Consider the following 13,766-nt stretch of genomic DNA (forward strand, 5'->3'; position numbering starts at 1 on the left):
TAGCTAACGAGTTTTATATGTAAAATATATGTAAAACCCGATGCTTATTGGAATAGTAAGTGTATACACTATACCTAAAATTGGTAGAGTCATCCAGGGCTTACTGATGAAAAATACAATAAGTACTCCAAAAAATGACACAAATATATAGGATAGGCTTTTGGGAATATAAATATATTTTGCAGAGAAAGTTGGAATGTGACTTATCGAAAAAAATGAAATGGCCAGAAAGTAACAAGCTACGTTTCTTGTGTTAAAAAATCGCTCTATGAGAAGTAAGTATTCACTCTCATGAGATTGAAAGGTAATAATTATTGGTAACAAAGAAAGTAAAGCACACACTGGAGCTGGAACACCAGAAAAGAAAAATTTTTCCCAGTATGGTTGTTCTGAGTGTAGCGAAACATTAAATCTTGCAAGTCTTATTGATATGCAGATTACGTATATCATTACTAAAATCCAACCTATGACTTTGATTTCGTTTAGCTTCCAAAAATACAAAAGAAATGCAGGCGCTGCACCAAAATTTAGAAAATCTGCAAAAGAATCAAGCTGGGCTCCAAAATCGCTAGTTGATTTTAGAATTCTAGCTATTCTGCCATCCATTCCATCTATTATTGCTGCAATGATGATAAAAATTACTGAGAATTCCCATTGTTCATTAAATGTAAATTTAAGTGAAGTGAGACCAGAACATAAACCCAATAAAGTTATAAAGTTTGGGAATAATTTAGTAATAGGTAAGAATCTACTGTTACTTCCATCGTTATTCATATAACGTCAAAAGTAAGCTTCTCTTGAACGTTTTCCTTATTTAAGTTTGCTATAATTGTTTCACCACCAATAACAGTTTGCCCTTCTGAAACTCTGACTTCTGTATCAGCAGGAACATAGATATTCACTCTACTGCCAAACCTTATAATTCCAAACCTTTCACCTGCTTTTACGTTCTGGGATATTCCTAAATTACAAACGATACGACGTGCAATTAATCCAGCTATTTGCTCCACAATAATTTCTTTCCCCTTTTCGTATTCAATTACAATAACCTGCTTTTCATTTTCATTACTAGACCTATTGCTCATTGCGGATACAAACTTGCCTTTTTTATAACTCATTTCCTTTATCGTACCAGATATTGGTATACGGTTCACATGGACGTTCAAAACACTTAAAAATATGCTAACAAGCGTAAACTTCTTCTCCTCTCCGTTTTCTGCTGATAAAGGATAATTAACTTCTTCAATTTTTGAAATCACACCATCAGCAGGACTTAATATAAGATTCTTATTGTTTGGCACAGCTCTTGCTGGATCACGAAAGAAATAAGTACACAATAATGTCGGAAACAAGCACGTAACGCCAAACCCCCAAGATATAGAGAATGCTATACACGTTACTATAAAGGAAACTACTATAAATGAATAACCTTCCCTGTTTATATTAGGTAAACCAAAACACATAATCTTATTAACAATAACCTATTGTTAACAATTTATCATTTATAATTTCTCATGAAAAGCTTTTTTTAACTGCTTCAGCAAAGTCTTTTTGATACAAGGTAACATTACAGATTGTTATATTAGCACATAGAATTACCGTCATACTGTAACAACCCGTCCAACACAAAATCTAATGCCTAAGTTTAGATCAGAAAACTGATTCTTCTAAAAGTTGCTCACTATCCTCGTCTATTATGATAGAATTATCATGATTTCTGAGTAAATCTCTGATTTTCGTTTCTATTTCATTTGCGACTTCTTTGTTTGTTTTTAGGTAAGTTTTTACATTCTCTCTTCCTTGCCCAAGACGTGTGTTGTTATATGAATAGTAAGCGCCTGCTTTTTCAAGCACACCAAGCTTTGCTCCCATATCTATTATTTCTCCGAGTTTTGATATACCTTCATTGTACATTATATCAAATTTCGCTTCTCTAAATGGAGGAGCAACTTTATTTTTTACAACTTTAACTCTTGTTTCATTACCTGTAATATTTTCTTTGTCTTTTATTACACCAACTTTTCTTATATCAAGCCTTACAGAAGTATAGAATTTTAATGCATTTCCACCCGTGGTAGTTTCAGGATTTCCATACACTACTCCTATTTTCATACGAATTTGATTAATAAATATCAATATACAGTTCGCTTTTGAAACGGCAGAGGTTAGTTTCCGTAGCCCATGACTTAGAAGCCTTGCTTGCAGCCCCATATGTTGATCACCCATATCACCTTCAATTTCAGCTCTTGGAGTTAATGCTGCGACAGAGTCAATAACTATCACATCAACCGCACCAGAACACACTAAATACTCAACAATATGCAACGCCTGCTCTCCAGTGTCTGGTTGTGAAATCACTAAATCATCAGTGCTTACCCCAAGTTTACGAGCATATAAGACATCCAATGCATGTTCTGCATCGATAAATGCGCATGATCCTCCTTTTTTTTGTGCTTCAGCAATCACGTGCAAGGCAAGAGTGGTTTTACCAGAACTCTCGGGGCCAAATATTTCAATTATACGCCCTTTTGGCAGACCTCCAACACCTAGAGCCGAATCAAGCGCAATTGATCCTGTGGATATTGTGTCTATTTTTTCTACAGGGTTTTGCTTCAACTTCATTATTGCACCTTTACCGAATGCTTTTTCAATCTGGCTTATTGCGTTATCTAGCGCTTTTTGTTTATCACTATTTCTTTCTTCTGGGTTACTTGCCATGGATCATTTATTAATTTATATAATTCTCTATGATAATCAAACGCGAATAACCTGCCAAGGTTTTTCTAGTATTTATGTATTATTTCAATGAAAAATATTAACGTTTTCATAAAGCAGATATTTGTTTGCCTTCGTTAGTAACACACTATACTTTAGTGTACGAACGTTGCAATTTGCAGCATAGCAGGTGGTGTCATCCAAGTAGCCAACACTGAAATGACTAAATTCGAAATGGCTACATGAATTTATTGTAAATTACTACCGTATAAGGTGCGATGCAACAAAGCCATTCCAGTGTCAGCTACTTGAATGACACCTCTTAGATGGGTCAGCTACTCAGATCTGCCATGAAAACTGCAACCCTAAATGTTGGAGCACTGTCGTACACTAAGCGCTGTAATGACAATTTTAGTCGCTTCATACACTTATCATGCTAGTCATAACAGAAATAATTTTTACCAAAGATATTTATGAAATAATTGACATAGTTTGGAAATATGTATATTATAGAACATTAATAGTTAGAGGTTGTCCGGAAACAAGTAAAAGGCTATAATATCTGAAATTTTAGTACGGGGTAAAGATGAGAAAAAAGTATCCAACAGATCTAAGCGAAAGGGAATGGGCAAGAATAGAAAAACACTTCAGAGTATCATACAAGAAAGGAGGAAGGCCGCCAAAGTATAGCAAAAGAGAAATATTAGAAGCAATTTTCTATGTATTGCGTACAGGGTGTCAATGGCGGTATTTACCAAATGATTTTCCGCTATGGAAGACTGTGTATGAGCAGTTCAGGCAATGGAAGAAGCAGGGAATTTTTGAGAAAATGAATTATGAAATTACAAAATATAGTAGAAGAAAAATAGGAAGGAATGAGCAGCCGAGTGCCTGTATAGTAGATAGTCAATCTGTAAAGACTACAGAAAAGGGGGGATCAAAGGCTATGATGGAAGTAAAAAAGTAAAGGGTAGAAAAAGGCATATAATTACAGACACTCAGGGTTTTATACTAGGTTGTTACGTAGGCGCTGCTAACGAAAATGATAGAGATGGTATTAAAATAGCATTAAACAATATGAGAACAAAATATACTAAAGTTAAAAAAATGTGGGCTGACATGGGATACCAAGGAAGAAATTTAAAGAATCACACAAAGGAAGAATATGACATAGATATTGAAATTGTTACAAGGCCTCCATGTAGATTTTGGGTGCACAAAGATACGCCACCTGAGCTACTACCAACAAGAGAACAAGGGTTTAAAGTACAGCCAAGAAGATGGGTTGTAGAAAGGACTTTTGCTTGGGTTAATAGGAATAGAAGGCTATCGAAGGAGTATGATTTACTCACAACATCCACTGAGAATTTCATATACCTAGCTATGAGTAGGGTTATGTTAAAGAGGGAATATGCTTGAATTTACTTGTTTCCGGACAACCTCTTAGTTAATTTGTAGGTGTAATGTGGCTAGAAATGTTTTGAATGAAAATGAGTACCACGCTTTAAAGCAGTTGTTTTTAACATTTAATATTCAAAAGGAGGATGTGGTAAATTCTGACATTAAGAATATTAAGAAAAAGCTTAGTCAACAATACCGTAAATTATCGTTAAAATATCACTCAGATAAAAACCCAAACAATAAAGAAGCGGAGGAGAAATTTAAGGTTATTGCATTAAATAAGCCATTTTTTGAAGAATTTATAATAGAGCCATTGGAGAAAGGTCTCAATAAAAGAAATAATTTAATAAAAGAATTACGCGGTAAGTTGTGGAGTCGCAGTTATGAAGAATTGCAAAAATACTTAGATGATAAGTGCAGAAATAAACTCTATAATAAGCAGCAGTCAATTAACAATAATGTAACTGCTTATGTAAAATATTCTTCTTATTCAAATCTCTTAGGAGTTCTTTTAGTATCCTTCACATCAATTGCATTTTTAATAATTAATGGTATTTCTTCTAATGTACCAATAGCAGTAGGTTTTCTTGCTCCCTTGTTAGCAGGATCTATTTTGAGTCTAGCTGTTAAGAGCATTTATACTAGAAATGGGAAAGAGTTTAATCATCAGACTAATATTTTATTATTGTTTAACTTTGACCAAGAATGCGAAAATTTTTCAAAGAGTGATAGGACTAAATTAAAGTGGCTAAAAAATTCAGTTATTTTGAGCAACACAATCTGTACATCTTTAATGTTTTTCGGTGTGGGATTAGATTTAGTTGCCAACGGCTTTGGTATAACTAACTCTATGATGTTATCCGGCTTATTACTTTCATTACCATTCACGCTTTTAATTGTTACTTCACCTATTTTAAATGCTGCAAGTAATTATATTCTCAAAAAGACAGCTATAAATTCAATTGAGGAGCAATTTAAAGGTGATGATCAGTTTATAGAAGTCGATAACGAAAAGCCAAGCAGTACTATGAGCAATCAAAGTTATTTCCCCATCGGTCAGTTAATATCATCAAAGTTAGCTATTCTCCATAGCGAAGTCTCTAGCTAGGAACAATGAGCCACAGATCAGTATGGTTTTGACGTTTTGGATAGAGGCTTTTAATATGTGATTTGATATTGCATCGCCAATTGACTCACACTCCATTGCTTTTATTCCTATGTTATTGGCTTTTTCCCTAATCAAGTTTGTATTTGTTGCTTTAGGCTCAGATTTAACACAAACCGCACATAATAACTTGATATATGGTTTTAAGTGTTCTAAGAACTCTTCTACATTTCTGTTACGAGTAACACCAAAAATTATATAGACACCTTCAGCAAAGTTATCTCTTACCCACTGAAATAGTACTCTAGCACCATCATTATTGTGCGCACCATCTAAAAATAATTGCCAATCTTTTGGTAGTAAAGAAATTAAATTGCCCTCTTTTATACGCTCCAGTCGTGCAGGCCAATAAGTGCACTGTAAACCTGAAGTGATATCCTCTTCTCCAATATCAAATCCATATTTTCCACTCAAAATGCTACATGCTGCAATAGCATTGCCTGCATTGATTATTTGGTGATCACCCTTTAAAGACGGCAAAGGAAATTCTATTGATTGAATAGCTGATTGGAAAACCATTTTGTTGTTCTTTTTTTTGCAATTCCATTCAAAACCTCCTCTATACAGAGGAGATTTCTTATTTATTGCATGGAATTCTAGTGTATTCATTATAGATTTTTCTTGTGGTGCTATTACGCAAGGAACATTAGGTTTCATTATTCCAGCCTTTTCACCTGCTATGGTCTCTACAGTAGGGCCAAGATATTCCGTATGATCAAGTGCAATGGAAGTAATTATTGTTAAAATCGGACTATCTATAACATTTGTTGTATCAAGTCTCCCACCCATACCCACTTCAATTAAAGTTATATCGGCTTTATGACGAGAAAAAGCTAAAAAAGCTGCAATAGTTGCAGCTTCAAACAGAGTGATAGGTTGTTCTGCAATTACGGCACGGCATTCTTCTAACAAGCTATATAATTCATTATCGTCGATATAACTGCCTGCAATAACTATTCTTTCATTAAAATTCACCAAATGTGGAGAAGTGTATGCGTGTACCTTATACCCTGCTGCTTGCATTATATATCTTATAAATGCTAGTGTTGAGCCTTTCCCGTTAGTTCCAGCTATATGAATTACGGGAGGCACTTTTTTCTCGGGATTATCTAGTTTACTAAGAAAGCTTTTTATGCGATCAAGAGAAAAATCATTCGGCCTGCTACCAAGTGGCTTAGGCCAATGAGGCATATATATCATAGATTATTGTTACATTTTAATTCACCTATCACACTTGCTATGCCATGCGTGTCAATCTTCTCACTAAATTGAGAACGTTGATTAATAGCAATACTTATTCCACTCATTACAACATCACTTATCAAGAAAGAACTGTGATTTTTAGTAACTTTAAAATCAATATTTGTAAATTCTTCATCACCGTAAGAGAACCTTGTGCCAATTAAGCAAGTTTCATCGTCAACTGCTTTTGTACTCATTATGATCATTTCACTATTACTCATGTATTTAGATAAAATTTTAACGCACAAACGTGTAAGATACACTTCATACTCTCTTAAGAAATCTTCCCTTTCCTTCTGGGTAGTCAAAACCCCATATTTTCCCATGACAAATCGAGATATTTCTTTGAGGTTAACATTATTCTGAATGACCTCCTGAAGCTTTTCGTGTACATGCTCTAGGTTTTTTCTATTTCCTTTTGTAGATATGCTGTCTACTTGTTGCTTCATAGTATGCACAAAAATTTTGTGATCTGTACAACTAGTGTAAGCTCTTGAAGAAATTACAATAAAAACAATAATGATTAAAACTTTAGTAATATTCATAAGATATACTTAAAATGCAAAGTTTGATAAAGATTAAATAATAATCGCTGACTTTTAATATACCTATAGACATGCCCTGTGTAAATCATCTATAATTCAAGTAGGGGTCTGTGCTATGCGTTATGAGTTAAGTTAAATTTCCCGAGCGATAATTTCTAGAGAAGGGAATTGCCTCTGCTGGTTTCGTTGAAACTAATATGCGATGCCCACCTTAACTTCAGGTCTCAGGAATCTACTAAGGCTGACGGTAGATACGGATCCTTTTTTGATTGGTACTAAATTTATGCTTCATCAATACAGAGAACAAGGTACCTTCCTATGTTCGCCTAATGAAGTATTCCAAATTGTAATTGATGTTGAAAGGTATCCTGATTTTGTTCCTTGGTGCAAAGCCGTTTATATAAAAGAAAAAATTGACAATCAAATGGTTGTGGACCTTCTAGCAGCTTTTCATGGAATTAAAGGAAGATATACATCAGAGGTAACCTTTCTTTCTCCAAGTAGAACAAATGAAGGTTGGATAAAAGCTGTATCATCAAATGGAATATTTAAACATCTATGCAATAAATGGCAATTCATTCCCATAGATGAAAATAAAACTATGGTAAAGTTTTATATAGAGTTTAAGTTTAAGTCCAACTCATTTTCAACCCTATTAAACTCAGTATATAAATATACACAAAGTAAAATAATTGCTGCATTTAAAGATAGGGCTGAAAGCCTTGCTAAACAAAAGTTATCTTGACATTATTAATATAAATGTATAATTTTTTTCAGTAAGTTAAGTGTTTAGATTGTAATGATTTTTAGACTATTGTTTTTATTAATTTTCATAAGTGTTAATTCTTATGCAGTTGTTAAGCAAGATTTATACGATAGCCAATACATTCAAAAAAAACCCAATGAAATAACATCAAATGAGCTATTATCGCCATTACCTGATGATAAATTATTAGGAGATCCAAAAGCACCAATTCTAATGATAGAATATGCTTCATTAACTTGCTATCACTGCTCTCTTTTTCATAGGAATGTTTTTCCTAAAATTAAAGAGAAATATATAGACACAGGTAAGATGTTATATATATTTCGTCATTTTCCTTTGGATTACAGAGGGCTAAAGGCTGCAATGCTAAGTCATTGCTACGAAAAACAAGAAGACTACTTTAATTTTAACAAAGCTGTTTTTAACTCAATAGATTCGTGGAATTACTACAATTTAAGTGATTTGACTTTACTACAAAGAATTGCTGCACTAAGCAACTTAAAGCAAGATGCATTTAACCAATGCATTAATGATAAGAAAATAATGGATAAAATCGTAAATGATAAATCACTGGCAATTAATAAACTTGGTATCACAGCCACTCCAATATTTTTCATCAAGCTTAACGATGATAAATCATATATAGAGCATAATAAAGTTAAACATGGAGGGTATAAAGAGCTGAAATATTTCACTAATGTGATAGATAAATTATATGGAAAAGCTATAGTGAAGTAATACCACTGTAGCTTACCATATAAAAGACTCTATGCTGAGTCATTGTTTTTCACTACTGTTTGTTGTTTTTTACGCTCAAACTCTCTTTTTTTACTGTGCCAAGTGTAGTAATACATAGCGATTTTATTCTCTATTAATACTATTGTCCCATCATAAAACTGAACCATATCCATAACTTTTCTCTGAGCTTCATCAAAACGTTCTTTATACTTTTCACGATAAGCTGGACTATGTAGTAACATAACCCCTTCATTCTTGTTAGATTTTTTGTTTAACGTTTCAACTTCACCAGCAATAGTATAAGACATATAACCCCCTCTAATTGATTATAAAAATTATATTTTAAAAAGAGAAATGCGCATAAACAATCCCTTTAATTCTAGCATAATAATCGACTGTTTATTATACCAGTTAACTATAGTACGATATATAATAATTTTTGTCACTTAAAATTTTATACTATGAAATAATAACTTAAAATAAATGTTTTTATTATTTTAAACTATATTATTATATTTATAAATTGTGTATGAATTAAGTCTCCCTAATTTATAATATATGCGTAATAATTTTAGTATAAAATTGTCATACATAAGAAATCTATTTGCAAAAGAATATAAAAAAATAGAAGAATATTGTATTCTTGAAAAAAAGCAACATATTCAAATTGGCCCTGAAGAAGGAAAGCTATTAAGTTTATTTATAAAAATCCAAAAAATCAAAAGTATTGTTGAGATTGGCACGTTATACGGTTACTCGTCGATTTGCATGGCAAAAGCTCTACTAAAAGACGGTCATATATATACAATAGAAAATAATCCTCAACACTCAAGAATAGCAAAAAAAAATTTTAGTGCTTTTAATCTAAGTGATAAAATTACTCTAATAGAAGGCGATGCACTGGAAAAAATTAATGAATTATCAGCAAAAGCACCATTTGACATGATATTTATTGATGCTGACAAAAGTAGTTATCCTGAGTATTTAGATTGGGCAGAGTCATACATTAAACAAGATGGGCTAATCGTTGCAGATAACACTCTACTGTTTAACACAGTATTTTTAGAATCGCCTCCAAAAGAAGTATCAGAAAAATCATGGCATGCCATGAGGGAGTTTAATAATAGATTATCAGATGAAAAAAAATATTTCTCTATATTGATTCCAACTGATGAAGGAATGACTGTAGCTTTAAAGCTAACATAAGTTAAAAATCAAGGTCAGCATAATGTTTAGGAGGGATTAAACCAGAAATCCTCTCTAATAATATCTCACGAAAACAAGGCTTTGATTTAACAATGGAGTACCATTCTTTTAAAATTTTACTTTTTTCCCATGGAAAACTACTTACATAATCCATTACGGAAATATGCGATGCTAAAGTAATATCAGCTAAAGTGAACTTATCAGTTGCAAGCCAAACGTTCTTGTTAATTAAGTGTTCGATGTATTCCATATGGCAAGGCAGGTTATGCTGAGCTGCATGAAGAAATCTAGAGTCAGGGCTGCGGTTAGTAATTACTTTTTCATTCATAATATACTTAGTAACTTCATTGTAAAATTTGTTATCGAACCAATTGATTAGAGCGCGTATTTTAGACTTAATAATAGTGGATGAACCAAGTAATTTGACGTCGCTATTGTAAGTCTCTTCTATATATTCACAAATGGCATTACTATCCGCTATTACAAAGTTATTATCTATTAACACTGGTACTTGCCCGGTTGGATTGATCTCCATAAATTCATTCCGCTTTTCCCACGGATTTTCATACACTAGATCACAGCCTAATTTTTTTTCTTTTAGAAAAGCTCTAACTTTTCGTGAAAATGGACAAAGAGGAAAATGATATAAAATCATAATGTTCCTCTTTTGGTATACCAATATCCTTTTTTTGTTACTCTATGGCTTGACCTACAACTGTACGAACTTTCTTTGTAGTCCACAGAAGTTTGCGTAGCAGGTGGTGTTATTCCAGTGCTTGACACTGGAATCCAGTTCTTGTTATACAATTGCCTAGTGCGCTCATTTACAGTTAAGTTTTCTGGATCCAAGTAGTCAAGCACTGGGATGACATCCTTTTCGGTAAAAATTGCTCTTATATCACAACATTCATACAGCTGTATGCCTAGGCACTGGGATGACATAAATAAGCGCTGAAATGACATAAATAAACATTGGAGTGACAATCTTGTAGTGACTTGCATGACAGCTAACTTCTCGTTTATTTTAAAGTAATGTTGCAAGAGGTCTAACATATAAATTATAAGACTAATATAGGATATACCTTGCTAAATAAAAAAAAAAGTATAATATTTTATAAGGTATGCAGGCAAAAACTCTGTAATTTGGTCAGATCAGAAATGAAGCAGCCATATCAGAACCTTTTTGGGTTGCATACCTATTTCATTATTTGTTTTATCCGAGGCTATGAATATAGCATTAAAACATCGTCCTAGTAGCTTCAAAGATCTAGTAGGTCAAGATATATTAGTGCGTGTATTAGAAAATGCTTTTATTTTAAACAAAATCCCACAATCTATACTGCTCTCTGGTAGTAGTGGAGTTGGTAAAACCACCACTGCAAGGATAATAGCTTTATGTTTGAATTGTTCCCTGGGGCCAATTTTTGAACCTTGCGGATCATGTGAAAATTGTCTAGCAATAAAAAATTCAAGCCATCCAGATGTAATTGAAATCGATGCGGCAAGTCACACTAGCATTGACGATATTAAAGTAATCCTGGGAGATATTTGCTATTCACCTATAAGCTCTAAATTCAAAGTCTACATTATAGATGAAGTACATATGTTATCCAGCAGTGCATTTAACGCATTACTTAAAACCCTAGAAGAGCCACCATCTAGTGTAAAGTTCATTTTAGCAACTACGGAAATAAAAAAAATACCAATAACTATTATTGCACGTTGTCAAAGATTTGATTTACACAACATTCCTGTAGCTAAAATAGTGGAACGTTTAAATGATGTTGCACAAAAAGAGAGTTATTCCATTGAAAAGGGAGCATTAGAATTAATTGCACGACATTCTGGAAATTCAATGCGTAACGCCTTGTTTTTGATGAATCAAGCAGTGCTATATAGCAAAGATGGTGCAATATCCACTAAAAATGTGACAGACATACTTGGCCTAGTGGATAAAGATATTATATTCGATCTATTAGGAGCAATATTAGATGGTGATTTACAAAAAGCTCTATCAGTGTTTGACAAGGCGATAAAAACAGCAAACCCACTTAGTATTTTTGAAGGTCTATTGCAAACAATTCAGTTAATATGCCGTTTTTTAATTACGAAAGAGATTGATAGTGCAGTTACAGAGCATGAAAAGAATAGGATAAAAGATTTAAGTATAAAGAGATCTTTAATATTTTTTTCGAGATTGTGGAAGGTGTTGCTTAAAGGTATTCAAGATATAAAAACTTCAACATGCAACGATGTTGCTGCTGAAATGATGCTAATTAGTCTTTGCTATCTCTCTGATCTACCTTCTCCAGAACAGGTGATCAAAAAAATTCTTTCACAGAATGTAGAGCAAGGAAATAGACAGGGCAGACCTGTTGCACCTTCCCCCTCTGTCATCCAAGTAGCTGACTACTCGGATCCAAAAAAATATGTGGAAAGTAAACAACAACCCCACTCTGTCATCCGAGTAGATGACACTGGGATCCATGTGGAAAATAAACAACAAAATTACGATTTTGATAAGATTTTGCAACTATTAAGGCGGAGTAACCAAATTTATCTTTACAAACAACTGTGTAATAATCTACAATTAATAGATTGTAAACCTGGATATTTAAAATTAAAAGCTGTATCTAAGTTGGATAGTAATTTTTGCAATGATTTAAAAAATTACTTAAGCCAGGTAACTCAGCAAGAGTGGGTTATTGCAGTTGATACAGGTTATATAAACAGGGAAGTGAGTAATTTAAATTATGCACCTGCAGTTAAGGATATCCTTGACACGTTTAAAGGTGCAAAAGTAGTTAATATAGAAAATAAGGAGTAAGTTGTGGATTTTAGTCAAATAATGAAACAAGCGCAAGAGATGCAAAAAAAGCTTGCAGAAGCTCAAGAAAAATATGTTGGAAAAGAGTTTCAAGGTATTTCTGGTGGTGGCAAAGTTTCTGTATTAGTGGAAGTCATAAAAATAGGTAGCTATAAAGCTAAAAAGGTGAACATAGACTTAGAACTTATGAGAAATGAGGAAAAAGATATAGTAGAGGATTTAGTAACAGCAGCGTTTAATGATGCCGTTAAAAAAGCAGAAGAAGATATGGCGAATGCAACTTCTGATCTTGCAGGTATGATGGGTTTACCATCTGGGTTTAAACTTCCTTTTTGAATTTACTACTGAAGTTTCTTTTAGTGTAAGTATTTTTTTTCTAATATTCCCAACGCTAGTACTTCTTCATATAATGTACCTATACTAGCATAGCCCTACGTCATACCGTGATTCATTCCACAACTGTACAAACATTGCAATATGGCACGATATCACATAGTAAACGATGTCATTCCAGTGCGTGAGACTGGGATGACATCATCCTTTTTTTTGGATTCCAGCGTCACGCGCTGGAATGACACCTCTCTTGGGCTCTCTTAGCTATAAATATTAAGGAATTTACCAAACGAAAAAAAAGGCAAAAGAAGCCCCGTGGTTGGCTAATTACTTACATTATACTTTCAAGTATGGCGTTTTTTTATTCTAAACGCTTAATAACCGCGATTTAGTTGCTTTTAAGCCGCAACTAATCTAAATTATAAACATTAAGAAATTTACTAAACAGAAAAAAAGGCAAAAGAAACCCTAGGGTAGCTAGTTATTCACTATCCATTTTTTAAATCGGCGTTTTTTGATGTTTTAAATAGCGCATTTCAGCTTATATTAGGTAAAAACCTAGAAATTTTATAAAGACATAAGGTGCACATAGTGCAAAAAATTAAACATGGGACGCCAGATACGTGAGTTTTTTTGTCATTTAATCTGTACAGAGAAGATAAATAAATAGCTTCAGTTTCATGATAAGGGGGCTGGCGGAGTTTGTCAAGGGATTTTTGACGAAATGATTTTGAAAGCAAAGAGCGGGAGAAGGGGTTCGAACCCTCGACCTCAACCTTGGCAAGGTTGCGCTCTACCAACTGAGCTACTCCCGCAATTAAATTAACC

At 33.4% G+C, this 13,766-nt stretch carries 15 protein-coding genes, 1 tRNA gene and 2 other RNA genes; 9 read left to right on the forward strand and 9 right to left on the reverse strand.

Annotation, left to right across the window (positions count from 1 at the left end; translation table 11 throughout):
* Positions 1-3 precede the first annotated feature (3 nt).
* The 3 genes from AACH21_RS00105 to recA all read right to left on the reverse strand — a co-directional run bounded on the left by AACH21_RS00105 (position 4) and on the right by recA (position 2,718).
* A complete protein-coding gene (locus AACH21_RS00105) occupies positions 4-774 on the reverse strand; it encodes a CDP-alcohol phosphatidyltransferase family protein (protein WP_015589351.1) in 771 nt (256 codons plus the stop codon).
* Positions 771-1,463: a phosphatidylserine decarboxylase gene (locus AACH21_RS00110; protein ID WP_007548750.1), complete on the reverse strand. Its 693-nt coding sequence runs from the start codon at positions 1,461-1,463 to the stop codon at positions 771-773. Before AACH21_RS00110 ends, AACH21_RS00105 begins: the two co-directional genes overlap by 4 nt.
* 187 nt (positions 1,464-1,650) lie before the next feature.
* Entirely contained in the window at positions 1,651-2,718 is a 1,068-nt protein-coding gene (recA, locus tag AACH21_RS00115) for a recombinase RecA (RefSeq protein WP_010963008.1), read from the reverse strand.
* A 583-nt stretch (positions 2,719-3,301) separates the two neighbouring features.
* Between recA and AACH21_RS00120 the strand changes: the two genes are divergently transcribed.
* Together AACH21_RS00120 and AACH21_RS00125 are read left to right on the forward strand one after the other, a co-directional pair.
* Positions 3,302-4,134 (forward strand): IS5-like element ISWpi1 family transposase gene (locus tag AACH21_RS00120; protein WP_338482219.1). Its coding sequence is split into 2 segments (ribosomal slippage): positions 3,302-3,671 and positions 3,671-4,134, totalling 834 coding nucleotides; the frame shifts between segments, so codons are not numbered across the junction.
* A gap of 127 nt (positions 4,135-4,261) precedes the next feature.
* Positions 4,262-5,224: a J domain-containing protein gene (locus AACH21_RS00125; RefSeq protein ID WP_077188321.1), complete on the forward strand. Its 963-nt coding sequence runs from the start codon at positions 4,262-4,264 to the stop codon at positions 5,222-5,224.
* Here AACH21_RS00125 and AACH21_RS00130 read toward each other — a convergent pair.
* Together AACH21_RS00130 and AACH21_RS00135 are read right to left on the reverse strand one after the other, a co-directional pair.
* Positions 5,192-6,481: a bifunctional folylpolyglutamate synthase/dihydrofolate synthase gene (locus AACH21_RS00130; RefSeq protein ID WP_265029969.1), complete on the reverse strand. Its 1,290-nt coding sequence runs from the start codon at positions 6,479-6,481 to the stop codon at positions 5,192-5,194. The genes AACH21_RS00125 and AACH21_RS00130 overlap by 33 nt on opposite strands.
* On the reverse strand, positions 6,478-7,068 hold the full coding sequence (locus AACH21_RS00135) for a phospholipid-binding protein MlaC (protein ID WP_186809128.1): 591 nt from the start codon (positions 7,066-7,068) through the stop codon (positions 6,478-6,480). The genes AACH21_RS00130 and AACH21_RS00135 overlap by 4 nt, the downstream gene beginning before the upstream one ends.
* A 102-nt stretch (positions 7,069-7,170) precedes the next feature.
* Between AACH21_RS00135 and ssrS the strand changes: the two genes are divergently transcribed.
* The 3 genes from ssrS (at position 7,171) to AACH21_RS00150 (ending at position 8,572) form a co-directional block, all read left to right on the forward strand.
* A non-coding RNA gene (gene ssrS / locus AACH21_RS00140) (6S RNA) lies at positions 7,171-7,332 on the forward strand.
* 19 nt (positions 7,333-7,351) lie between these two features.
* Positions 7,352-7,813, forward strand: coding sequence for a type II toxin-antitoxin system RatA family toxin (locus tag AACH21_RS00145; protein WP_077188318.1), 462 nt, complete (start codon positions 7,352-7,354; stop codon positions 7,811-7,813).
* A gap of 54 nt (positions 7,814-7,867) precedes the next feature.
* Positions 7,868-8,572: a DsbA family protein gene (locus tag AACH21_RS00150; RefSeq protein WP_077188317.1), complete on the forward strand. Its 705-nt coding sequence runs from the start codon at positions 7,868-7,870 to the stop codon at positions 8,570-8,572.
* Between the two features lie 29 nt (positions 8,573-8,601).
* On the opposite strand, the gene AACH21_RS00155 is transcribed toward AACH21_RS00150, so the two are convergent.
* Positions 8,602-8,880, reverse strand: a complete 279-nt coding sequence (locus AACH21_RS00155; protein WP_338482539.1) for a DUF2671 domain-containing protein — start codon at positions 8,878-8,880, stop codon at positions 8,602-8,604.
* 250 nt (positions 8,881-9,130) lie between these two features.
* On the opposite strand from AACH21_RS00155, the gene AACH21_RS00160 reads away from it, so the two are divergent.
* Positions 9,131-9,778, forward strand: coding sequence for an O-methyltransferase (locus AACH21_RS00160; protein WP_077188316.1), 648 nt, complete (start codon positions 9,131-9,133; stop codon positions 9,776-9,778).
* Position 9,779: 1 nt separating this feature from the next.
* On the opposite strand, the gene AACH21_RS00165 is transcribed toward AACH21_RS00160, so the two are convergent.
* Together AACH21_RS00165 and AACH21_RS00170 are read right to left on the reverse strand one after the other, a co-directional pair.
* Complete coding sequence (locus tag AACH21_RS00165; RefSeq protein WP_065094500.1) at positions 9,780-10,433, reverse strand: glutathione S-transferase family protein; 654 nt, start codon at positions 10,431-10,433, stop codon at positions 9,780-9,782.
* Positions 10,430-10,831, reverse strand: a complete 402-nt coding sequence (locus AACH21_RS00170) for a WPE palindromic element domain-containing protein (protein ID WP_077188315.1) — start codon at positions 10,829-10,831, stop codon at positions 10,430-10,432. Before AACH21_RS00170 ends, AACH21_RS00165 begins: the two co-directional genes overlap by 4 nt.
* Positions 10,832-10,892: 61 nt before the next feature.
* On the opposite strand from AACH21_RS00170, the gene ffs reads away from it, so the two are divergent.
* The 3 genes from ffs to AACH21_RS00185 all read left to right on the forward strand — a co-directional run bounded on the left by ffs (position 10,893) and on the right by AACH21_RS00185 (position 12,941).
* Positions 10,893-10,982, forward strand: an RNA gene (gene ffs, locus AACH21_RS00175) — signal recognition particle sRNA small type.
* Positions 10,983-11,003: 21 nt separating this feature from the next.
* Entirely contained in the window at positions 11,004-12,605 is a 1,602-nt protein-coding gene (gene dnaX / locus AACH21_RS00180; RefSeq protein ID WP_338482540.1) for a DNA polymerase III subunit gamma/tau, read from the forward strand.
* Between the two features lie 3 nt (positions 12,606-12,608).
* Positions 12,609-12,941, forward strand: a complete 333-nt coding sequence (locus AACH21_RS00185; RefSeq protein ID WP_010963017.1) for a YbaB/EbfC family nucleoid-associated protein — start codon at positions 12,609-12,611, stop codon at positions 12,939-12,941.
* Between the two features lie 739 nt (positions 12,942-13,680).
* On the opposite strand, the gene AACH21_RS00190 is transcribed toward AACH21_RS00185, so the two are convergent.
* Positions 13,681-13,753, reverse strand: a tRNA-Gly gene (locus AACH21_RS00190).
* Between the last annotated feature and the right edge of the window lie 13 nt (positions 13,754-13,766).

It is taken from the genome of Wolbachia endosymbiont (group A) of Ophion costatus, assembly GCF_963969245.1.
In the GTDB taxonomy this organism is placed as follows: Bacteria; Pseudomonadota; Alphaproteobacteria; order Rickettsiales; family Anaplasmataceae; genus Wolbachia; species Wolbachia pipientis.